At 72.5% G+C, this 19,548-nt stretch carries 17 protein-coding genes and 1 pseudogene; 9 read left to right on the forward strand and 9 right to left on the reverse strand.

Annotated elements, in window-relative coordinates:
- Positions 1-38 precede the first annotated feature (38 nt).
- Positions 39-212, forward strand: a complete 174-nt coding sequence (locus ACZ5UI_RS22120) for a hypothetical protein (RefSeq protein ID WP_464191108.1) — start codon at positions 39-41, stop codon at positions 210-212.
- Here ACZ5UI_RS22120 and dapA read toward each other — a convergent pair.
- Both dapA and ACZ5UI_RS22130 read right to left on the reverse strand, forming a co-directional pair.
- Positions 204-1,118 (reverse strand): 4-hydroxy-tetrahydrodipicolinate synthase, encoded by a 915-nt coding sequence (dapA, locus tag ACZ5UI_RS22125; protein WP_464191110.1) that lies wholly within the window; start codon positions 1,116-1,118, stop codon positions 204-206. The genes ACZ5UI_RS22120 and dapA overlap by 9 nt on opposite strands.
- A complete protein-coding gene (locus ACZ5UI_RS22130; RefSeq protein ID WP_464191113.1) occupies positions 1,115-2,539 on the reverse strand; it encodes a fumarylacetoacetate hydrolase family protein in 1,425 nt (474 codons plus the stop codon). Before ACZ5UI_RS22130 ends, dapA begins: the two co-directional genes overlap by 4 nt.
- A gap of 43 nt (positions 2,540-2,582) precedes the next feature.
- Between ACZ5UI_RS22130 and hpaE the strand changes: the two genes are divergently transcribed.
- From hpaE to hpaD, 3 genes are read left to right on the forward strand one after another with little or no spacing between them, the layout of a single operon-like run.
- A complete protein-coding gene (gene hpaE, locus ACZ5UI_RS22135) occupies positions 2,583-4,088 on the forward strand; it encodes a 5-carboxymethyl-2-hydroxymuconate semialdehyde dehydrogenase (RefSeq protein ID WP_464191115.1) in 1,506 nt (501 codons plus the stop codon).
- A complete protein-coding gene (locus tag ACZ5UI_RS22140) occupies positions 4,085-4,753 on the forward strand; it encodes a GntR family transcriptional regulator (protein ID WP_464191117.1) in 669 nt (222 codons plus the stop codon). The genes hpaE and ACZ5UI_RS22140 overlap by 4 nt, the downstream gene beginning before the upstream one ends.
- A complete protein-coding gene (gene hpaD, locus ACZ5UI_RS22145; protein WP_464191119.1) occupies positions 4,750-5,769 on the forward strand; it encodes a 3,4-dihydroxyphenylacetate 2,3-dioxygenase in 1,020 nt (339 codons plus the stop codon). The genes ACZ5UI_RS22140 and hpaD overlap by 4 nt, the downstream gene beginning before the upstream one ends.
- On the opposite strand, the gene ACZ5UI_RS22150 is transcribed toward hpaD, so the two are convergent.
- Entirely contained in the window at positions 5,766-6,305 is a 540-nt protein-coding gene (locus ACZ5UI_RS22150) for an IclR family transcriptional regulator domain-containing protein (RefSeq protein ID WP_464197858.1), read from the reverse strand. The genes hpaD and ACZ5UI_RS22150 overlap by 4 nt on opposite strands.
- Before the next feature lie 6 nt (positions 6,306-6,311).
- Positions 6,312-6,449 (reverse strand): annotated as a pseudogene (locus tag ACZ5UI_RS22155) (helix-turn-helix domain-containing protein); the annotation flags it as partial.
- Positions 6,450-6,481: 32 nt separating this feature from the next.
- Between ACZ5UI_RS22155 and ACZ5UI_RS22160 the strand changes: the two are divergent.
- The 3 genes from ACZ5UI_RS22160 to ACZ5UI_RS22170 all read left to right on the forward strand — a co-directional run bounded on the left by ACZ5UI_RS22160 (position 6,482) and on the right by ACZ5UI_RS22170 (position 10,570).
- Entirely contained in the window at positions 6,482-7,438 is a 957-nt protein-coding gene (locus ACZ5UI_RS22160; protein ID WP_464191121.1) for an AraC-like ligand-binding domain-containing protein, read from the forward strand.
- 100 nt (positions 7,439-7,538) lie between these two features.
- Positions 7,539-9,110 (forward strand): GMC family oxidoreductase, encoded by a 1,572-nt coding sequence (locus tag ACZ5UI_RS22165; protein ID WP_464191123.1) that lies wholly within the window; start codon positions 7,539-7,541, stop codon positions 9,108-9,110.
- Positions 9,107-10,570, forward strand: a complete 1,464-nt coding sequence (locus tag ACZ5UI_RS22170; RefSeq protein ID WP_464191125.1) for an aldehyde dehydrogenase family protein — start codon at positions 9,107-9,109, stop codon at positions 10,568-10,570. The genes ACZ5UI_RS22165 and ACZ5UI_RS22170 overlap by 4 nt, the downstream gene beginning before the upstream one ends.
- Here ACZ5UI_RS22170 and ACZ5UI_RS22175 read toward each other — a convergent pair.
- Both ACZ5UI_RS22175 and ACZ5UI_RS22180 read right to left on the reverse strand, forming a co-directional pair.
- On the reverse strand, positions 10,567-11,283 hold the full coding sequence (locus ACZ5UI_RS22175; RefSeq protein ID WP_464191127.1) for a FadR/GntR family transcriptional regulator: 717 nt from the start codon (positions 11,281-11,283) through the stop codon (positions 10,567-10,569). The two genes, ACZ5UI_RS22170 and ACZ5UI_RS22175, sit on opposite strands and share 4 nt — an antisense overlap.
- A gap of 99 nt (positions 11,284-11,382) precedes the next feature.
- Positions 11,383-12,999, reverse strand: coding sequence for a thiamine pyrophosphate-binding protein (locus ACZ5UI_RS22180; RefSeq protein WP_464191129.1), 1,617 nt, complete (start codon positions 12,997-12,999; stop codon positions 11,383-11,385).
- 69 nt (positions 13,000-13,068) lie between these two features.
- Here ACZ5UI_RS22180 and ACZ5UI_RS22185 point away from each other — a divergent pair, with 69 nt between their 5' ends.
- The gene (locus tag ACZ5UI_RS22185) at positions 13,069-13,782 is read left to right on the forward strand and encodes a FadR/GntR family transcriptional regulator (protein ID WP_464191131.1); all 714 of its coding nucleotides are present in this window, start codon (positions 13,069-13,071) and stop codon (positions 13,780-13,782) included.
- On the opposite strand, the gene ACZ5UI_RS22190 is transcribed toward ACZ5UI_RS22185, so the two are convergent.
- Together ACZ5UI_RS22190 and ACZ5UI_RS22195 are read right to left on the reverse strand one after the other, a co-directional pair.
- A complete protein-coding gene (locus ACZ5UI_RS22190; RefSeq protein ID WP_464191133.1) occupies positions 13,779-14,690 on the reverse strand; it encodes a malate dehydrogenase in 912 nt (303 codons plus the stop codon). The two genes, ACZ5UI_RS22185 and ACZ5UI_RS22190, sit on opposite strands and share 4 nt — an antisense overlap.
- A 42-nt stretch (positions 14,691-14,732) precedes the next feature.
- Complete coding sequence (locus tag ACZ5UI_RS22195; protein WP_464191135.1) at positions 14,733-15,032, reverse strand: hypothetical protein; 300 nt, start codon at positions 15,030-15,032, stop codon at positions 14,733-14,735.
- 85 nt (positions 15,033-15,117) lie between these two features.
- On the opposite strand from ACZ5UI_RS22195, the gene clpB reads away from it, so the two are divergent.
- Positions 15,118-17,679 carry an ATP-dependent chaperone ClpB gene (gene clpB, locus ACZ5UI_RS22200; RefSeq protein ID WP_464191137.1) on the forward strand — a complete coding sequence of 854 codons (2,562 nt, stop codon included), beginning with the start codon at positions 15,118-15,120 and terminating at the stop codon, positions 17,677-17,679.
- Positions 17,680-17,707: 28 nt separating this feature from the next.
- Here the strand turns inward: clpB and ACZ5UI_RS22205 are convergent, their stop codons facing one another.
- A complete protein-coding gene (locus tag ACZ5UI_RS22205; RefSeq protein WP_464191139.1) occupies positions 17,708-19,471 on the reverse strand; it encodes an NHL repeat-containing protein in 1,764 nt (587 codons plus the stop codon).
- Positions 19,472-19,548: the final 77 nt, after the last annotated feature.

Raw genomic sequence — 19,548 nt, forward strand, 5'->3', positions numbered from 1 at the left:
GATGCGCTCGAGTCTAGAACGGCGGGTACACCGAGACCATGAGCGACGATCCCACACCCAAGACGCCGTCCCTGCCCGACGTCGACAGCCCGCCCGCCGAGGACATCCTGGCCGGCGCGCCGTCGGTCGACGAGATCCTCAAGCAGGCCGCGCCCGCCGAGCAGATCATCGACGAGCAGCCCGCCAAGGAGGAGCTGACCGGCTCAGACTGAGGTGGGCATGGCCACGTGCGGCGAGCGCTCCAGCAGCGCCAGCACCTTGGCCTGCGTCGCCTCGCTCAGCGGCGACAGCGGGATCCGCGCGTGGGGGGAGGGGATCAGGCCGAGCTGGTGCATGACCCACTTGGCCGGCACCGGGTTCGTCTCGGCGAAGGCGGCGTCGACCAGCGGATGCAGGTCGTAGTGCAGCTGCTGGGCGCGCACGTGGTCGCCGGCCACGAAGGCGTCGTACAGCTCGGCCACGGGACGGGGCGCGAAGTTGCCCACGCAGGACAGGTGCCCAACGCCGCCCAGGCAGAGCATCGGGTAGCAGAGCAGCTCGATGCCGGACAGCGCGATGAAGTCGCGACCGCACTCGTCCAGCACGTAGGAGACGTGCTCGAAGTCCTTCGTCGTCTCCTTGATCCCGATGATGTTGTCGTGGGCGCGGCGCAGCCGGCCGACGGTCGCGGGCGTGATGTCCACGGCCGCCCGGATCGGGACGTTGTAGACGATGATCCCCAGGTCGGGGAACTCGCGGGCGATCGTCGAGTACCACTGGAACAGGCCCTCCTGCTGCGCCCGCCCGTAGTACGGCGTCACGACCAGCGCGGCGGCCGCGTCCAGCTGCGCGGCCTCGGCCGTCAGCTCCAGCGTCTCGTCCATCCGCGCGGTGCCGGTGCCCGGCAGGAACGGCACCCGGCCGGCGATCGCGCCGGCGGCCACGCGCATCACCTGGATGCGCTCCTGCACCGTCATCGACGTGGGCTCGCCGGTCGAGCCGCCGACCGAGATGCCGTGCGTGCCGTTCTCCAGCTGCCAGTTGATCAGCGTCGTGACCGAGTGCAGATCCAGCTCGCCATCGTCGTGGAACGGCGTCACCAGCGGGGTGATCGCCCCCCGGATCTCCGAAGCGCTCATCGGTTGTGCTCCTCTTTCCAGGCCTCGTACTCGGCCATCCGGTTCGGGCCGATCGGATAGGTGTCGCGCACCGACTCGCCCGCGGTCACCCGCTCCAGCGCCCACGCCTCGCGCCGCTCGACCTCGAGCGCGGCGAAGGCGACCTCCTCGGCCATCGCCGCGGGGATCACCACCACGCCCTCGGCGTCGCCCACCATCACGTCGCCGGGCATCACGAGCACGCCGGCGCAGGTGATCGGCACGTTGTCCTCCAGCGGCATGTGCTTCAGACCGAGCACCGCGGCGTGCGGCGCCTGGTAGTAGGTCGGGCAGTCCAGGTCGGCGAACGAGGGCGAGTCGCGCACGCCGCCGTCGGTGACGATGCCGGTGGCGCCGCGCTGCAGCGCGCGCATGGCCAGGATGTCGCCGATCGTGCCCGAGCCCGGATCGTTGCGCGCCTCGATGACCAGGACCTCGTCGGGCGCCAACGACTCGATCGTCGCCTTCTGGTAGTTCAGCCCGCCGTTGAGCGGCTGGGGGACGTCCTCGCGCATGGCCACGTAGCGCAGCGTGTGCGCGTAGCCGAGCATGCGCAGGTCGGGCCGCGCGGGCCGCAGGCCGCCGAGGAAGGTGTTGGCGATCCCGCGCTTGCGCAGCTGCACGGTCAGGGTCGCCGTCGAGACCGCGTTGAGCGCGTCGCGCGCGGCCGCCGACAGCTCGACCGGCCGCGGCGCGACCTCGGGCTCGCCGGTCGACATCGACCGCGCCGCCGGGGTGATCTTCGGCATCGCGCCGAGACCGTCCTCCAGCGCCAGGCCCTCGACGACCTCGGAGCGCAGCACGCCCACGCCGTCCAGCTCGACCTCGACGACGTCGCCGACGTCGACCGGGCGCGAGTTGGCGGGCGTCCCGGCCAGGATCACGTCGCCGACCTCGAGCGTCATGAAGCGCGACAGGTCGGCCACCAGCTGGGCCAGCGGGAAGATCAGCTCGGCGCTGGACTCCTCCTGCACGACCGCGCCGTTGACGCGCGTGCGCAGCACCAGGTTCTCCAGGTCGACGTCGCCGACCTCGACCAGCCGCGGGCCGATCGGCGTGAACCCGTCCTGGCCCTTGGCCATCAGGTTCGAGCCGCGGTCGGCCCAGCGCATGTCGTAGACGCCGAAGTCGTTGGCCGCGCTGACCCAGCCGATCGCGCGCGCCGCCTCGACGAGGCCGACACGGCGGACCTGCGTGCCGATGACCAGCGCGATCTCGCCCTCGTAGTTGAGGTAGTCGCAGCCGGCGGGCCGGGCCACGGGACCGCCGCCCCGGGCCAGCGAGGAGGGCGGCTTGAGGAAGTACGACGGCACCTCGGGGACGCGCCCGCGCTCGGCGGCGCGGGAGGCGTAGTTGAGGTGGACCGCGACGATCTTGGAGGGGTTCAGCTCGGCGAGTTCCATCAGCGGTTGGCGAGCATACAGCAATTCGTATAGGATTCCGTCGATGTCCGCGACCACCACCGAGCTCCGCACCCAGCAGCACTTCATCGGCGGCGCCTTCACCGACGGCGCCTCGGGCGAGACCTTCGAGACGCTCAACCCGACGACCAACGAGGTGCTGGCGCTAGCCGCGTCCGGCAACGCGCGGGACATCGATGCCGCCGTGCGGGCCGCGCGCACCGCCTTCGACGACGGCCCGTGGCCGCGCATGACGGCCAAGGAGCGGGCCAAGGTGCTGCGCCGGATCGCCAACCTGATCCGCACCCACGCCGACGAGTTCATCCAGCTCGAGTGCCTGGACATCGGCATGCCGATCGCCCAGATGAAGGGCCTGGCCGCCCGCGCGGCCGAGAACTTCGACTACTTCGCCGGCGTCATCGAGGAGCTGGCCGGCAAGGCCTGGCAGACCGGCAGCTTCCTCAACTACTCCGTCCACAAGCCGGTCGGCGTGGCGGGGCTGATCATGCCCTGGAACGCGCCGCTGATGCTGTCCACGTGGCGCATCGCCCCGTGCCTGGCCGCCGGCAACACGATCGTCCTCAAGCCGGCCGAGTGGTCGCCGCTGACCGCCACGCGCCTGGCCGAGCTGCTGGCCGAGGCCGAGCTGCCCGAGGGCGTCTTCAACGTCGTGCACGGCTTCGGCGAGTCCGCCGGCGCGCCGCTGTCCGCCCATCCTGGCGTCGACCTGATCTGCTTCACCGGCGAGACCACGACCGGCGAGACGATCATGGCCGCCGGCGCCCCGACGCTGAAGCGCAGCAGCTTCGAGCTGGGCGGCAAGTCGCCCGTCGTCGTCTTCGAGGACGCCGGCCAGGACTTCGAGCGCCTGGTCGACGCGGTGGTCTTCCAGATCTTCTCGATGAACGGCCAGCGCTGCACCGCCGGCTCGCGCCTGCTGGTGCAGCGCCCGCTGTACGACAGGCTCGTCGACGCGGTCGCCGCCCGCGCGCGCAACATCCGCGTGGGCGACCCGTTCGACCCGTCCACCGAGCTGGGCCCGCTGATCCGCCCCGAGCACCACGCCCGGGTGCGCGAGTACATCGACTCCGCCCGCGACGCGGGCGCCCGCATCGTGGCCGGCGGCGACCGTCCCGACGACCTGCCCGACGGCAACTACCTGCAGGCCACCGTGATCGCCGACGTCGACGACTCGATGCGCGTCTTCCAGGAGGAGATCTTCGGGCCGGTGCTCGTGGCGATGCCCTTCGACGACGAGGACGAGGCCGTCCGCCTGGCCAACGCCACGCCCTACGGCCTGGCCGCGTACGTGTGGACCAACGACCTGTCGCGCGCCCACCGCGTGTCACAGGCCATCGACGTCGGCCTGTGCTGGGTCAACTCGCAGAACGTGCGCGATCTGCGCACCCCGTTCGGCGGCGTCAAGCGCAGCGGCATCGGGCGCGAGGGCGGCGACTACTCGTTCGAGTTCTACTGCGAGCAGGAGACCATCCACGTGGCCATCGAGACGCCGCACGTGCCCCGCCTGGGGTTGGGCGGCGGGAGCGCATGACGGTCACCAGCACGTCCAAGCAGGAGCGCACGTACGCGATCCTGCGCGAACGCATCCTCGACGGGACCTACGGGCCCAACCACCGCCTGGTGATCGACGCGCTGGCCCGCGAGCTCGAGGTCAGCCAGATGCCGGTGCGCGAGGCGATCCGCCGCCTGGAGGCCGAGGGCTGGGTCACCTACGTGCGCAACCAGGGCGCCCAGGTCGCGCCGATCGACGCGGCGTCGTGGACCGAGGCGATGGGCACGCTCGCCGTGCTGGAGGGCTACGCGACCGCGCTGGCCGCGCCGCACCTGACGCCGGAGGACATCGCGGCCATGCAGGCCATCAACGCCTCCATGCAGTCGGCGATCGACGAGCTCGACGTGCTCGCGTTCAGCGACCACAACATCGCCTTCCACCAGATCGTCTACGACCGCTGTCCCAACACCCACCTGCGCCTGCAGCTGGGCGGCATCCAGGACCGCCTGAACACGCTGCGCTCGTCGATCTTCCTGTACATCCCGCGTCGCGGCCGGGTGTCGATCGACGAGCACGAGGCACTGCTGTCCCTGATCGAGCGCGGGGCCGACCCGCTGGAGATCGAGCTGTCCGCCCGCGAGCACAAGTTGCACACCGTGGCCGCCTACGAGGAACGCGCCGCACTTCAAGAGGAGTCGTCATGAGCAGGGTCGAGGAGCTGATCGGCGAGGTCACGCATCCGCCGTTCGACATCATGCGCGCCGCGCACGTCGAGCTGGTGGTCGCCGACCTGGAGGCGTCGCTGCACTTCTACGAAGCGCTGCTGGGGATGATCGTCACCCAGCGCACCGACGACGCCGCCTACCTGCGCGGCTGGGAGGAGTACCTCCACCACAGCCTCGTGCTGCGCCAGGGCGACGTCGCGGCGGTCAGCCACGTGTCGTTCCGCGTGGCCTCCGACGAGGACCTCGACAAGCTGGCCGCCGACTTCGAGGCGCGCGGGAGCGACCTGCGCTGGCTGGCCGCCGGCGAGGAGCCCGGCCAGGGCCGGGCGCTGCGCGTGCAGGACCCGATGGGCTTCCCGCTGGAGTTCTTCCACGACATGGAGGTGGTCGGCTCCAACACGCAGGCCTTCCACCTGCACCGCGGCGCGCCGATCCTGCGCTTCGACCATCTCAACTTCCACGTGTCCACCCCGGAGCGCGCCTTCTCGTTCTGGCAGCAGATGGGCTTCCGCGCGACGGAGTACATCTCCACCGACGGCGAGGACGAGCGGCTGACCGGCGCCTGGCTGCGGCGCAAGCCGACGGTCCACGACGTCGCCCTGACCGCGGGCACCGGCCCCCGCCTGCACCACTTCGCCATGTGGCTGGCCGAGCCGGCCAGCGTCCTGCGCGTGTGCGACCAGCTGGCCGCCGCCGGGCACGTGCACGCGATCGAGCGCGGCCCCGGCCGCCACGGCGTGTCCAACGCGTTCTTCGTGTACCTGCGCGACCCCGACGGGCACCGCATCGAGCTGTACACGTGCGACTACTACACCGGCGACCCCGACCACCCGCCGCTGCGCTGGTCGGTGGCCGACCCGCGCTGTCGCAGCTTCTGGGGCACGCGCGCGCCCGACTCCTGGTACGACGAGTCGAGCACGGTGCTGGACCTGCAGGGGCAGCCGGTCGCCACCGCGCCCGCCAACGTCGACGAGCGCACCGAAGTGATGGCCTAGGACAGGCCTGCCGCGATGGCCCGCGCCGACCGCATGACCGCTTCCGCCGCCGTCTCCGGGTTCCGCCCGTCGGTCCACACCGCGGTGATGGCGGCCTCGCACTCGTGACCGGCCACCACGATTCCCGCGCCCACGCCGGTGGCGCCCGGCAGCAGCTCGCTGCTGGACTGCGACCAGCCGCGGGCGCGGGCGGCCCGGATCGGCTCGCGCTCGCCGTCGCGGGGCGGCAGCGCGGCCAGCAGCGCGATGCCCGACGCGGCCTGGTCGAGCTGATGGCGCAGGCCGGTGCGGTAGGCCACGTGCATGTCGGTGTTGCGCGGCTCGACCACCGCGGCCACGACCGCCTCCTCGCCGTCGCGCACGGTCAGCGCGGTCGTCGCGCCGAGCTCGTCGGCCAGGCGGCGCAGCTCGCCCACGGCGACCTCCTGCAGGCGCGGCCGCACCCGCGAGGCGAGCTCGATCAGGCCGGCGCCCAGCACGTGGCGCCCGTCCTCGCCGCGCACGACCAGGCGCTGGTCGACCAACGGCCCGAGCAATCGATAGATCCCAGCGCGATGGGTATCCAGCGCATGGGCGAGCGCGGACACGGACAATCCATCTGGATGCTCCGCGAGAACCCGCAGCACGCGCAGCCCGCGCTCGAGGGTCTGCGACCCGGAAGGAGTCGAGCGTTCGCTCACGGGGAGGACCGTACCGGGAGACCCAGTCCGCCATGACCGTCGTCGTCAACACCGCGGATGTGCCGCCGGCCGAGCGCCACGACTACTGGGCCGACGCCAGCTCGCGCATGTTCGTGCCGATGGAGGTCACGACGATGCCCGGCCAGCCGTTCCGCGGCTGGATGCGCGGCACGTCGATGGCCGAGGTGCAGTTCTGTGAGCTGATCACCTCGGCGCACGGGGTGTCACGCACCAAGCGCCTGACCAACGACTCCGACGGGCGCTACTTCAAGCTCCAGCTCGTCGTCGACGGCGGGATCGTCATCGCCCAGGACGGCCGCGAGACGGAGATCACCGCGGGCGACTTCACGATCGTCGACTGCACGCGTCCGTACTCCCTGTCCGCGCACGGGCCGATGCACATCCTGGTCTGCATGCTGCCCCACGACTCGGTGGCCATCGGCCCCGAGCGCATGAGCCGCATCACCGCCACCTGCGTGCCCGGCGACCACGGCGTGGGCTGGCTGCTGGCCCCATTCCTGGACCGGCTGTCGCGCATCGCGCTGGCCGGCGGCGTCACCGCCGAGGTCGAGCGGGCGGCCCAGAGCGCGATCTCGCTGGTCGAGAACCTGTGCACGACGCGCCTGCAGGAGCGCGACGGCATCGACTCCTCGGCCCGCGACGAGCTCGGCCGGCGCATCCGCGAGTTCATTGACGAGCACCTCGGCGACCCCGACCTGTCGCCCGACCGCATCGCCGCCGAGCACTACGTCTCGCGCCGCTACCTATACAAGCTCTTCGAGGCCGACGGCGTCAGCGTGTCGCGCTGGATCCGCACCCGCCGCCTGGAGCGCTGCCGCGCGGACCTGCGCAACCCGGCGCTGGCCGATCTGACGGTCACGTCGATCGCGCTGCGCCGCGGGTTCAGCGACCCGGCGCACTTCAGCCGGCTGTTCCGCAGCGCCTTCGGCACAACGCCGTCGCAGTACCGTCGCGCCGGCCTGGCCTGAGGTACGTGCACGGAGCGGCAAGGCCTGTGCTCCACGCTCCAAGCCAGGTGGCCTGACCGCGCGCACACTGCCCCCGAGGAGAGAGGAGGGCCGCCAACAAATGCGCAGCCACGACGTCATCGTGATCGGCTCCGGTTCGGCCGGCGCGGTCATCGCCCGCCGTCTCGTCGAGGCCGATCTCGACGTGCTCGTGCTCGAGGCCGGAGGGCCCGACACGAACCCGGACATCCACGACCCGGGCGGGCTGTTCAACCTGTGGGACGGCCCGGAGGACTGGGGCTACCGCACCGCGCCCCAGAAGGCCTGCGCGGATCGTCAGCTGCACTGGCCGCGCGGCCGCGTGCTCGGCGGCTCCAGCGCCCTGAACGGCATGATCTACGTGCGCGGCAGCCGCAGCGACTACGACACGTGGGCGCACCTGGGCAACCGCGGCTGGGCCTACGACGACGTGCTGCCGCTGTTCAAGCGCAGCGAGGACTTCAGCCGCGGGGCCGGCGAGTACCACGGCGTCGGCGGCCCGCTCGGCGTGATCGCCGACTACGAGCCGCACCCGACGATCGCCTCGGCGGTCGACGCGGCGACCGAGCTGGGCATCCCGTTCAACGACGACTGCAACGGCCCGCGCCAGGACGGCGTCGGCTTCTGCGAGCTGACGATCCGCGACGGCAAGCGCCACAGCACCGCGCAGGCGTTCCTGACGCCGGTGGCCGGCCACCCCAACCTGACCGTGCGCACGAACGCGCACGTGCTGCGCCTGACCTTCAGCGGGGAGCGCTGCACGGGCGTCGAGGTGGCTGGCCCCAACGGCGAGGTCGAGCGGATCGAAGCCGAGCACGAGGTGGTCGTCTGCGCGGGCACGATCGAGTCGCCGCGCCTGCTGATGCTCTCGGGCATCGGCCCGCAGGACGAGCTGGCCCGCCACGGCATCGACGTGCGCGTCGCCTCGCCCGGCGTGGGCCAGAACCTGCACGACCACCTGCTCGTGCCGGTGATCTTCACCACCGAGCGCGAGGTGCCGCCGACCGTGCCCGGGCTGCAGCCGCTGCACGGCCAGCTGTTCTGGCGCAGCCGCTCGGACCTGGCCGGCCCCGACATCCAGCCGATCTTCTTCCACCTCCCGCTGTACCCCGAGGGCATGGAGGGGCCGGCCAGCGGCTTCACGCTGCAGGGCGCGATCGTGCGCCCGGCCAGCCGCGGTGCGATCACGCTGACCAGCGCCGATCCGACGGCGCCGCTGCACATCGACCCCGCGCTGCTGTCGCGCGAGATCGACATCGAGACGATGGCCTTCGCGGTGGAGATGTGCCGCCAGATCGGGCGTCAGCCGGCGCTGGCGCAGTGGGGTCCGACCGAGGTCCTGCCCGGGCCCGGCGTGCGAGACGGCGCGCAGCTGCGCCAGTACATCCGCGAGCAGGTCATCACCTACCACCACCAGGTCGGCACGTGCCGGATGGGCGTCGACGACCGGGCGGTCGTCGATCCCGAGCTGCGCGTGCACGGCATCGAGGGTCTGCGCGTGGCCGACGCGTCGATCATGCCGCAGATCACCACGGGCAACACGCACGCGCCCGCGGTGATGATCGGCGAGCGCGCGTCGGACCTGATCATCTCGGCCCTGGGCGAGGCCCGCCCGGCCGCCCTGTCCCTGAACGCAGAGGAGGCCGCGCGATGAGCGTGACCACGACGGACAACAAGCTGTTCATCGCCGGAGAGCTGGTCGACGCGGCGTCCGGTGCGTCGTTCGAGTCGCGCGATCCCGGAAACGGCGACCTGCTGGCCACGATCGCCGACGCGGGCCGGTCCGACGTCGACGCGGCGGTCGCGGCGGCCCGCGCGGCGTTCGAGGACCCGGCCTGGCGCGACATGGCGCCGTCCGTGCGCGCGCAGCTGCTGTGGCGGGTCGGCGAGCTGGTCGACCAGCACGTGGACGAGCTGGCCGAGCTGGAGACGCGCGACCAAGGTCAGCCGTTCGGCATCTCGCGCAACGTCTCGATCCCCGCGGTGGCCGAGCACTTCCGCTACTACGCGGGCTGGGTCACGAAGATCGAGGGCGACGTCCTCCCCAACTCGTTCCCGCTGGTCCCGGTGTTCAACTACACGCGTCGCGAGCCGCTGGGCGTGTGCGGGCTGATCACCCCGTGGAACTTCCCGCTGCTGATCGCCTCGTGGAAGATCGCCCCGGCGATCGCCTGCGGCAACACGTGCGTGGTCAAGCCGGCCGAGCAGACGTCGCTGACCACGCTGCGCCTGGCCGAGCTGATCGCCGAGGCGGGCGTCCCCGCGGGCGTGGTCAACGTGATCACCGGCGGTCCGGACACGGGCAAGGCGATCACCGAGCATCCCGATGTCGACAAGGTCAGCTTCACCGGCTCGACCGAGGTGGGCCGGGCGATCGTGCGCGCATCGGCGGGCAACCTCAAGCGCGTGTCGCTCGAGCTCGGCGGTCACACGCCGGTGGTGATCATGGACGACGCCAACATCGACGCCGCGGTCGGCGGCGCGCTCCAGGGCGCGCTGCTCAACAGCGGTCAGGTGTGCGCCGCCTACAGCCGCTTCTACGTCGATCGCTCGCGCGCCGACGAGTTCGCCGAGAAGGCCGGCGCCGCCGTGTCGGGCATGAAGCTCGGGCACGGCATGGAGGCCGACACCGACCTGGGGCCGCTCGTCTCCGCCGAGCACCTCGACAAGGTGCACGACCTGGTGCAGCGCGGGCAGGCGGCGGGCGCCGACCTGGTGGCCGGCGGCGACCGCGACCTCGACCTGGAGGGCGGCAACTTCTACCGCCCGACGGTGCTGCACAACGTCGACTCCTCGATGCCCAGCGCCCAGGAGGAGATCTTCGGGCCGGTGCTGCAGGTGCTGCCCTACGACGATCCCGAAGAGGTCACCGGGCTGGCCAACGGCACGCAGTACGGGCTGGCGGCGTCGGTGTACACGCGCGACGTCGCGCGGGCGCATCGCCTGGCCGCGCAGATCCACGCGGGCACCGTGTTCGTGAACATGCCCAACCCGGTCGACGCCGGATCCAGCTGGGGCGGCTTCAAGTCGTCGGGCTGGGGGCGCGAGATGGGCAAGTACGCGCTGGAGCTCTACACGGAGATCAAGAGCGTCTGGGTGGCGCTCGACGCCTAGAGCCCCGCGACCACTTCGCGCAGATAGGCGATGTGCGCGCGCATCGCCTTCTCCGCCGCGGCCGGCTGGCCGCGGCGGATCGCGCGCAGGATCGCGCGGTGCTGGTCGAGGATCGCCGCCTTCGCCGCGCGCGGGGCGATCTCGTCGGCCAGGTGCGGCTGCAGCACGTCCAGCGTCCAGCCGGTGAACGCGACCATCAGCTCGTTCCCGGCGGCCTCGGCGATCGCCCGGTGAAACGCCGCGTCGGCGGCGTTGAACTCCGGGGTGCCGGGCTCGAGCCCCTCGGCCGCCGCGACCGCGCGGTCCATGTCCTGAAGCGTCTGCTCGGTGCGGTGCTCGGCGGCCAGCGCGGCCAGCGGCGACTCCATGAACATGCGCGCCTGCATCAGGTCGACCAGGTCCACCGACTCGGCCGCGATCATCGTGGCCACCGACGCGCTGACGCTGTGACCCATGCCCTGGTTGGGCGTGTTGGCCACGAAGATGCCGCCGTTGCGGCCCTGCGTCGCGCGGATCAGGTGCGAGCTGGCCAGCAGCCGCAGCGCCTCACGCAGTGTGGGGCGGCTGACGCCGAACTCGGCGGCCAGGTCGGCCTCGGTGCCCAGGCGCTCGCCCGGTTGCAGGCCGCTGCGCTCGAGGTGACGGCGGATCTCCAGCGCGATCTGCTCGCTGGCGTCCCAGCGGGGCTGCTCGAACCGCGGCGGTGTGCTCACGACGCGTGATTGTGTCGGAAGGCGTCCGGGGCGGCCACGCGGTGCCCGAGGCGGTGGGCACCGGCGTGGCCGTCCAGGCCGTTGAGCACGACCGGGAGATCAGGGGTCGAAGGCCCGGTCCTGCTCGACGACGATCTCGAGCAGCAGCGGGCTCTGGCGTTGTGCCAGGCCCTCTGTCAGCTCGTCGAGCGCCGCTTCGAGTGCGGCGTGGTCGCCCACGCGCATCGTGTCGCAGCCCAGCGAACGGGCCAGGCCGCCCACGTCCACGTCGTCGATCGCCGGCCACGGGCCCTGCTGCCCCGTGCGCTCGGCCAGGCGATCCATGATCGCGTAGCCGCCGTTGACCATGACGACGAAGAGGGTTCCGACGCCGTAGCGCGCCGCGCTCCAGACCGCCTGGATCTGGTAGAGCGAGGCGCCGTCGCCGAGGATGGCCACGACCGGTCGCGGCGCGACGGCCATGCGCAGGCCGATCGACGCCGGCAGGCCGAAGCCGAGCAGGCCGGTGGCGCTGACGAAGCCCAGCGACTGGACCGCCGGGATGTGCGCGTTGATCTGCAGCCGGCTGGAGGGCGACTCCTCGACGATGATCGTGTCGCGCGGCAGCCGGGCGCCCAGCGCGGCCAGCGCGTGCCCGGGGGTGAGCGGCGCCCCCGCGGCCAGCGGCGGCAGGGCGGCCGGCGTGGGCGGGCCGGTCGGCGGGGCCGGGTCGCGCGGCTCGATGGCGGCGGCCAGGGCGGCGATCGTCGCGGGCGGGTCGCCCAGCACGCCCAGGTCCGCCGGACTGCGGTGGACCTCGTCGGGGTCCTGGCTGACGACCGCCACGCGCGTGCCCGGGTGGAACAGCGGCCCCTCGTCGAAGGGGTACTGGCGCAGCACGCCGGTGCCGACGACGAGCACGGCGTCGTGGGCGGCGAGCACCTCGCGCACGCGCGTGCGGCGCGACGGCAGGTGCCCGGCGAAGCGCGGGTGGTCCTGCGGGAAGCCGGCCTGCGCGCCGAACGGCTCCTGCCACACGGGCGCGCCGAGCCGCTCGGCCAGCGCGACGAGCGCGTCGAAGCCCGCGGGCGTGTCGTTGCCCGCGCCGGCCACCAGCGCGGGCGCGGTCGCGTCGGCCAGGAAGGCGGCGAGCTCGTCGACCGCGGCGGGATCGGCGGCGGCCGAGCGGATCAGGCGCTGGGGCCCGAAGATCTCGTGCTCGTCGGGCGCCGGCGCGAGCCAGTCGTCCATCGGCACCACGACGATCGCCGGCCCGCGGTGCGTGGCCGCCTCGTGGTGCGCGCGGACGATCGCGCCGGGCACGTCCTGCGGGCGGATCGGATGGTCGACCCACACCGGGTAGTGGCCGGCCAGGCCCTCCAGGTCGGCGGCCAGGAACGGCTGCTGGGCCAGGTGGCGACGGTCCTGCTGGCCGACGATCACCACGAGCGGCGCGCGGTTGGTGCGCGCGGTGGCGATCGCCGCGACGGCGTTGCCCAGGCCCGGCATCGAGTGCACGAGCGCGAGCGTGGGGCGCCCGCTGCCGATCGCGTGCCCGGCGGCCATGCCGATCACCGAGCCCTCGTGCAGGGCGAGGATGAACTCGAGATCCGCGGGCAGTCCGGCCAGGAACGACACCTCGGTCGAGCCGGGGTTGGCGAACATCCGCGTCATCCCCAGGCGGCGGAGGACGTCGAAGGTCGCGTCGCGCACGGTCGGCCCGGTCTCGTCCCCCATGGCCATCGACCCTACGCCAAATCGTTTGGTGTTTTCAAGAAGCGTCCGAAACCGGCGTATGGTTCGGCGATGCCCCCTGCGCGCAACTTCCGCCCGGCGGTCCGGGGGGCCAGCGAGCAGATCGCCCTGCAGATCCGCCAGTACCTCGAGCAGCAGGAGCTGGTTCCCGGCGATCGGATCGGCACCGAGGCCGAGCTGGCCGAGGAGTTCGGCGTCAGCCGCCCGACGTTGCGCGAGGCGCTGCGGCTGCTGTCGGCCTCGCACCTGATCCGCGTCGGCCGCGGGCGCTCGGGCGGCATCTTCGTGGCGCGCACGCCCAACGAGGGCATGGGCCGCAACGTCAGCGAGTCGATCGCGCTGATGCTCGCCGCGGAGACGGTCTCGATGCGCCAGCTGCTCGACGCGCGCATGTTCCTCGAGGTGCCGCTGGCCGGTCGCGCCGCCGCCAACGCCGACGCCGCGGTCGTCAGCCGGTTGGAGGCGGCGATCGCCGACGCGGCCACCGCCGAGCCGGGCACCGAGGTGTTCAACGAGGCGGACGCGCGCTTCCACCAGATCCTGGCCCAGGCCGGCGGCAACGACCTGCTGCTCGCGCTGACCGCCTGGATCCTCGAGGTGCTCCAGCCCACGCTGGTCAAGCACATCTCGGCCAACGTCGACGGTGCCACGATCCTCGATCAGCACCGCGCGATCCTGCGCGCCGTGCGCCGCAACCAGCGCTCGGCGGCCGAGCGCGCGATGGCCGCGCACATCGCCTACCTGGGCGAGGCGCTGCCCAACTAGCTCAACAGGGCGGCAGCCGCGGCGATGTCGCGGGCCGCGGCGTGCAGCGCGGCGCGTTCGTCGTCGCTCAGCGGCCACTCCTGGAGCGCGGTGACCCCGTCGCGTCCGCCCAGCGTGACCGGCACGCTGACCGCGACGTCGTCCAGGCCGTACTCGCCCTGGAGCAGGATGGACGCCGGCCATGGCCCGTCGGCGTCGCCGTCGATCAGCGCCGCGACCATCCGCGCGACGCCGTGGCCCGAGGCCCAGGTCGAGGAGCGGCCGGAGTCCAGGGCGACGTGCGTGACGTACCAGTCGCGCACGAAGGCAATCGCGGTGGCGCGCTGCTCCTCGCTCAGCGGGGTGCGCAGGCCGTCGACGATCACGCGGTCCCACAGCGGCACGGCGCCGTCGCCGTGCTCGCCGAGCATCCAGGCGTCGACGCGGTGGCGGTCGACGCCGAGCAGGTCGCCCAGCGCGGTGCGCAGGCGCAGGCTGTCGTTCAGCGTGTAGCCGAGGACGCGCTCGCGGGGCAGACCGGTGCGGCGCACGATCCAGGTGGTCAGCACGTCGACGGGGTTGGTGACCAGCAACAGCGTCCCGTCCCATCCGTCGAGCGCCTCGGCCACCTCGGCCACGATCCCGGCGTTGCCGTCCAGGTAGACGTTGCGTGACCGGTTGAGGGTCAGCGGGACGGAGGCGGTCACCACGACGACGTCGGCGTCGGCCACGTCGTCGAGCTCCCCGACGGTCACGGTCCCCGGGGCGCCTTGGGCGATCACCTGCTGCAGGTCCATCTCGTGGGAGATGGCCATGTGCGCGGCGGCGTCGACCAGCGTCACGTCGTAGTGCTCGGGACGCAGCAGGAGGCTGTAGGCCACCGATGCGCCCACGCCTCCGCCGCCACCCACGATCGCCACCCGACGCATAATTGTCAGGCAGTTTACCCGGGCGGTGGTCGGTGAGCGCAGCTAGCGGCGGGGTTCCCGCTCGCGCTCGAAGCGCTCCTCGGCCGCGGCGCGCTCGGGCGCGTCGACCGGGATGTCGTGCGGGTTGATGTCCGCGTGCGCCTCGGACGTGTCGCCCAGCGCGGTGACCGGATCGGGGATCAACGGCGTGCTCGGGATCGAGCTCGTGTTGTCGCTCATGGCCGCTTCGACGTCGCCGTCGTAGCGGTCCATGTTCGCCTTGGTGCCCTTCTGCCAGACAAAGAACAGGCCGATGGCGATCAGCAGGGCGAGGGCGATGGGAATGATCCAGACGGCATCCATGTCCGCCGACTACCCCGCTTGCGCGCGAGGCACGCATGTGGCACAATCTTAGTCAGACAGACTTAGATTTGTAACGAGGAAGAACGTGAACCCAGATCGATTCACCATCAAGTCCCAGGAGGCCATTCGCGCGGCGAGCCAGCTCGCCGAGGAACGACGCAACCCGCAGGTCATGCCCGAGCACCTGCTGGTCATGCTCCTGGAGCAGGAGGGCGGCGTCGTCTCGCCGGTCCTGCGCAAGCTCGGCGTGTCCCCGGACGCCGTGCGCGGCGAGGTCAACGCCGCGCTGGACATCCTGCCCAAGATCGCCTCGGGCGGCGAGGCCGCCGGGCCGTCATCGGAGCTCGTCGCCGTGCTGCGCGCGGCCGAGCACGAGATGCGCGAGCTCAAGGACGAGTACGTCAGCTCCGAGCACCTGCTGCTCTCGCTGGCCGGGCACAACAGCAAGGCCGGCGACGTGCTGCGGGCCAACGGCGCCACCAAGGAGGCGCTCCTGGAGGCGATCTCGCAGGTCCGCCGCGGCCAGCGCGTCACCGACCAGAGCCCCGAGGACAAGTACCAGGCGCTGGAGAAGTTCGGCGTCGACCTGACCACCGCCGCGGAGGAGGGCAAGCTCGACCCGGTCATCGGCCGCGACGAGGAGATCCGCCGCGTCGTCCAGGTGCTCAGCCGGCGCACGAAGAACAACCCGGTCCTGATCGGCGAGCCCGGCGTGGGCAAGACGGCGATCGTCGAGGGCCTGGCCCAGCGCATCGTCAACGGCGACGTGCCCGAGTCGCTGCGCGACCGCCGCGTCATCTCGCTGGACATCGGCGCGCTGCTGGCCGGCTCGAAGTACCGCGGCGAGTTCGAGGAGCGCCTGAAGGCGGTCCTCAACGAGATCAAGGAGGCCGGTGGCACGGTCATCCTGTTCATGGACGAGCTGCACACGATCGTCGGCGCGGGCGCGGCCGAGGGCGCCGTCGACGCGGCCAACCTGCTCAAGCCGATGCTGGCCCGCGGCGAGCTGCGCGCGGTCGGCGCGACCACGCTGGACGAGTACCGCAAGCACATCGAGAAGGACGCGGCGCTGGAGCGGCGCTTCCAGCCGGTGACCGTGGGCGAGCCCACCGTCGAGGACACGATCGCCATCCTGCGCGGCCTGCGCGAGCGCTACGAGGTCCATCACGGCGTCCGCATCCAGGACTCCGCGCTGATCGCCGCCGCGACGTTGAGCGACCGCTACATCGCCGACCGCTTCCTGCCCGACAAGGCGATCGACCTGATCGACGAGTCGGCCTCGCGGCTGCGCATCGAGATCGACTCGCGCCCCGAGGAGATCGACGTGCTCGAGCGGCGCATCATGCAGCTGCAGATCGAGCGCGCATCGCTGGAGCAGGAGTCCGACGACGCGTCGCTCTCCCGGCTGGAGGCGATCGAGGCCGAGCTGGCCGAGCTGCGCGAGCAGGCCGACGCGATGACCGCCGAGTGGCAGGCCGAGAAGGAGGCCATCCAGGGCGTCTCGGCCGCGCGCGAGCGCCTCGAGCAGGCCAAGGCCGACCTGGAGCGGGCCCAGCGCGAGAGCGACCTGGCCCGCGCGGCGGAGCTGCGCTACGGCGTGATCCCCGAGCTCGAGGCGCGCATCGCCGAGGGCGAGGCCAAGGAGGACGAGCCCCGCGAGCTGAAGTTCCTGCAGGAGGAGGTCACCTCCGAGGACATCGCCGAGGTCGTCGGCCGCTGGACCGGCATCCCGGTCTCGCGCCTGATGGAGGGCGAGGTCGAGAAGCTCGTGCACATGGAGGAGCGCCTGCACCGGCGCGTCGTGGGCCAGGAGGAGGCGGTTCGCGCCGTGTCCGACGCGCTGCGCCGCTCCCGGGCCGGCCTGTCCGATCCGGACCGGCCGATCGGCACCTTCCTGTTCCTGGGCCCGACCGGCGTCGGCAAGACCGAGCTGGCCCGCGCGCTGGCCGAGTTCATGTTCGACAGCCAGGACGCGATGGTCCGCATCGACATGTCGGAGTACATGGAGAAGCACGCGGTGTCGCGCCTGGTCGGCGCGCCTCCCGGCTACGTGGGCTACGACGAGGGCGGTCAGCTGACCGAGGCGGTCCGCCGCCGGCCCTACAGCGTCGTGCTGCTCGACGAGGTCGAGAAGGCCCATCCCGACGTGTTCAACATCCTGCTGCAGGTGATGGACGACGGGCGCCTGACCGACGGCCAGGGCCGCACGGTCGACTTCAAGAACGTCGTGCTGATCATGACGAGCAACATCCCCGGCGGCCGCGTCGGGGCGGAGGGCCACTTCCGTCCCGAGTTCATCAACCGCCTGGACGACATCATCGAGTTCCACAGCCTCGATCGCTCCAACATCGGCGAGATCGTCGCGCTGCAGACCTCCAAGCTGCTGGAGCGCCTGGCCGGCCGCGGCATCACGCTCGTGCTCACCGACGAAGCGCGCACGCTGCTGGGCAACCTCGGCTACGACCCGGTGTACGGGGCGCGGCCGCTGAAGCGGGTCATCCAGAAGCAGCTGGTCGACAAGCTCGCGCTGGCGCTGCTGGAGGGCGTCTACCGCGAGGGCGACGTCGTGCAGGCCGACGCGGTCGACGGCGAGATCGTGTTCAAGACCGGCGTCGTGCCGGTCGGCGAGCCCGCGCTGACGCTCTGACGGGCGTCAGCCCGGGCCGCCGTTCGGCTCAGCGCCGGACCCGGAAGGTGACCTGGCCGGTCTTCCCGGCCAGGCCCTCCTGGTCCAGCGCCCGCACCGTGGCCACGTACCGGCCGGCGGGGACGCGCGCGCCGAGCCGCAGCGCCCACGTCGTCGTCTGTCCGCGCCGCGGGGTCAGCGTGGCCTCCAGCCAGCGCGTCTTCAGCGTCCGGCAGGTCGCCGGCGTGCCCAGGCGGGCGCGTCGGCTGCTGGTCACCGTGGCGCAGCGCCGGCCGTCGCGGCGGACGATCGTCACCTGGATGCGCGCCGCGCCCTGGTCGGCCTCACCGTTCAACGCCGTCGCGCGGCGCACGCGGTGGAACCACGCCGCCGGGCGGTGCACGCCGGGCGGGCCCGACTGGACCGCGGGCGGCGCGTCCTGGGAGGGCGCCTGCTGCTCGGGGACGGCCCCGGGTCCGGGATCCTGCGTGGTCGGCGAGCCGCCCCCGGTGACCACAGCGCCGCCGCCGCTGGGCGGCGGCTCCTCCTCGCTGGGCCCTGGCCCGGGAACCGTGCCCACGTCGGCCAGGCGCAGCACCAGCACCTGGTTGACCGACGCGGTCGTGCGGCCGATCCCGACGGCCGTGATGGAGCCGTCGGGCGAGCGCACGAGCTCGCTGACGCCCGCGCCGAACGGGGCGCCGGCCGGCGCGGCGAACTCGGCGCGACCGTCGCCGGCGAAGGCCGGGTCCAGCGCGCCCGCGCTGGTCAGGCGGGTGACCGCCAGGTTGTAGTCGGCCACCAGCACGCCACCGTCGGGCGCGACCGCGACGTCGTAGGGGATCGCCGACGACGTGGTGTAGAAGACGCCGAACGACGGATCGAGCGTGCCGTTGGGCCGGATGCGGGTGACGTAGCCGGCCAGGAAGCTGTCGGCGCGGGCGGTCAGACCGCCGAAGGTGATGCCCGTGTCGCTCACCGCGAGCGACTCGGCGCGCGAGCTGCCGAACTCCCGGCCCTCGGAGAAGTTGTAGGTGACGGTGCCCAGCTCCGGCGCCGCGCCGAAGTCGGTGTCCATGCGCCCGGTGTCGGTCAGGCGGGCCAGGAAGGCGTCGTTGCCGCGCCGGCCGCTGGCCACGATGCGCGCGTCGGAGTCCACGGCCACGTCGGAGAAGCTCGTGTTCTCCTGGGCGAACTCCACCACGCCGTCGTCGTCCAGCGTCGAGTCCAGGCCGCCGTTGGTGGCCCGCAGCCGGGCGATCCGCCCGGTGCCGATCTGGCCGGGACGGTTGGCGGCACCGGCCAGCACCGGGCGGTCCTCGGCGTCGAGCACCATCGCCTGCAGCTCGGTGCTCTGCGGGCCCCAGTTGACCGGCACCCGGCCGGCGCCGAACGGGGCGGCCGCGTCGCCGAAGGCGGGGTCGTAGCTGCCGTCGGCCAGCAGGCGCACGACGTAGCCGGTGGTGCCCTCGTAGCCGGCGATCACGATGCGGCCCTGGCTGTCGACGTCGATGGCCAGCGCGTAGTTGCGCGGCGCGGCGGCCGAGAAGGCGATGTCGACCTTCCCGCCCGTGCCGAAGCCGGGATCGCGCGTGCCGTCGGCGCGGAGCTTGACGACGTGCCAGCCGTAGGTGGCCACGACCGTGCCGCCGTCGGACGTGCGCGCGACGGCGCTGGCGTTGTTGGGCTCGGCGTCGAGCACGATGCCCGTGCCGCCGAAGGTCGGATCGAGGTCGCCGGGCGCGGCCTGGGCCGCCGCCGGTACGGCGACGAGCGTGGCGGCGGCGGCCGCCACGAGGGTTCTGCGAAGCATGGTCTCCTGCCTTGGAGTCGGTGGTGGAAGCCACCATCGCCTCCGGCGCCCGCCGCTACATCAGGGGGAACCCTCGC

The sequence above is a fragment of the Conexibacter sp. JCM 18997 genome (assembly GCF_055391915.1).

Coding starts and splice junctions, on each gene's coding strand:
- ACZ5UI_RS22120 (WP_464191108.1), top strand. CDS start 39: ATGAGCGACGATCCCACACCCAAGACGCCGTCCCTGCCCGACGTCGAC.
- dapA (WP_464191110.1), bottom strand. CDS start 1,118: ATGAGCGCTTCGGAGATCCGGGGGGCGATCACCCCGCTGGTGACGCCG.
- ACZ5UI_RS22130 (WP_464191113.1), bottom strand. CDS start 2,539: ATGGAACTCGCCGAGCTGAACCCCTCCAAGATCGTCGCGGTCCACCTC.
- hpaE (WP_464191115.1), top strand. CDS start 2,583: ATGTCCGCGACCACCACCGAGCTCCGCACCCAGCAGCACTTCATCGGC.
- ACZ5UI_RS22140 (WP_464191117.1), top strand. CDS start 4,085: ATGACGGTCACCAGCACGTCCAAGCAGGAGCGCACGTACGCGATCCTG.
- hpaD (WP_464191119.1), top strand. CDS start 4,750: ATGAGCAGGGTCGAGGAGCTGATCGGCGAGGTCACGCATCCGCCGTTC.
- ACZ5UI_RS22160 (WP_464191121.1), top strand. CDS start 6,482: ATGACCGTCGTCGTCAACACCGCGGATGTGCCGCCGGCCGAGCGCCAC.
- ACZ5UI_RS22165 (WP_464191123.1), top strand. CDS start 7,539: ATGCGCAGCCACGACGTCATCGTGATCGGCTCCGGTTCGGCCGGCGCG.
- ACZ5UI_RS22170 (WP_464191125.1), top strand. CDS start 9,107: ATGAGCGTGACCACGACGGACAACAAGCTGTTCATCGCCGGAGAGCTG.
- ACZ5UI_RS22180 (WP_464191129.1), bottom strand. CDS start 12,999: ATGGGGGACGAGACCGGGCCGACCGTGCGCGACGCGACCTTCGACGTC.
- ACZ5UI_RS22185 (WP_464191131.1), top strand. CDS start 13,069: ATGCCCCCTGCGCGCAACTTCCGCCCGGCGGTCCGGGGGGCCAGCGAG.
- ACZ5UI_RS22190 (WP_464191133.1), bottom strand. CDS start 14,690: ATGCGTCGGGTGGCGATCGTGGGTGGCGGCGGAGGCGTGGGCGCATCG.
- ACZ5UI_RS22195 (WP_464191135.1), bottom strand. CDS start 15,032: ATGGATGCCGTCTGGATCATTCCCATCGCCCTCGCCCTGCTGATCGCC.
- ACZ5UI_RS22205 (WP_464191139.1), bottom strand. CDS start 19,471: ATGCTTCGCAGAACCCTCGTGGCGGCCGCCGCCGCCACGCTCGTCGCC.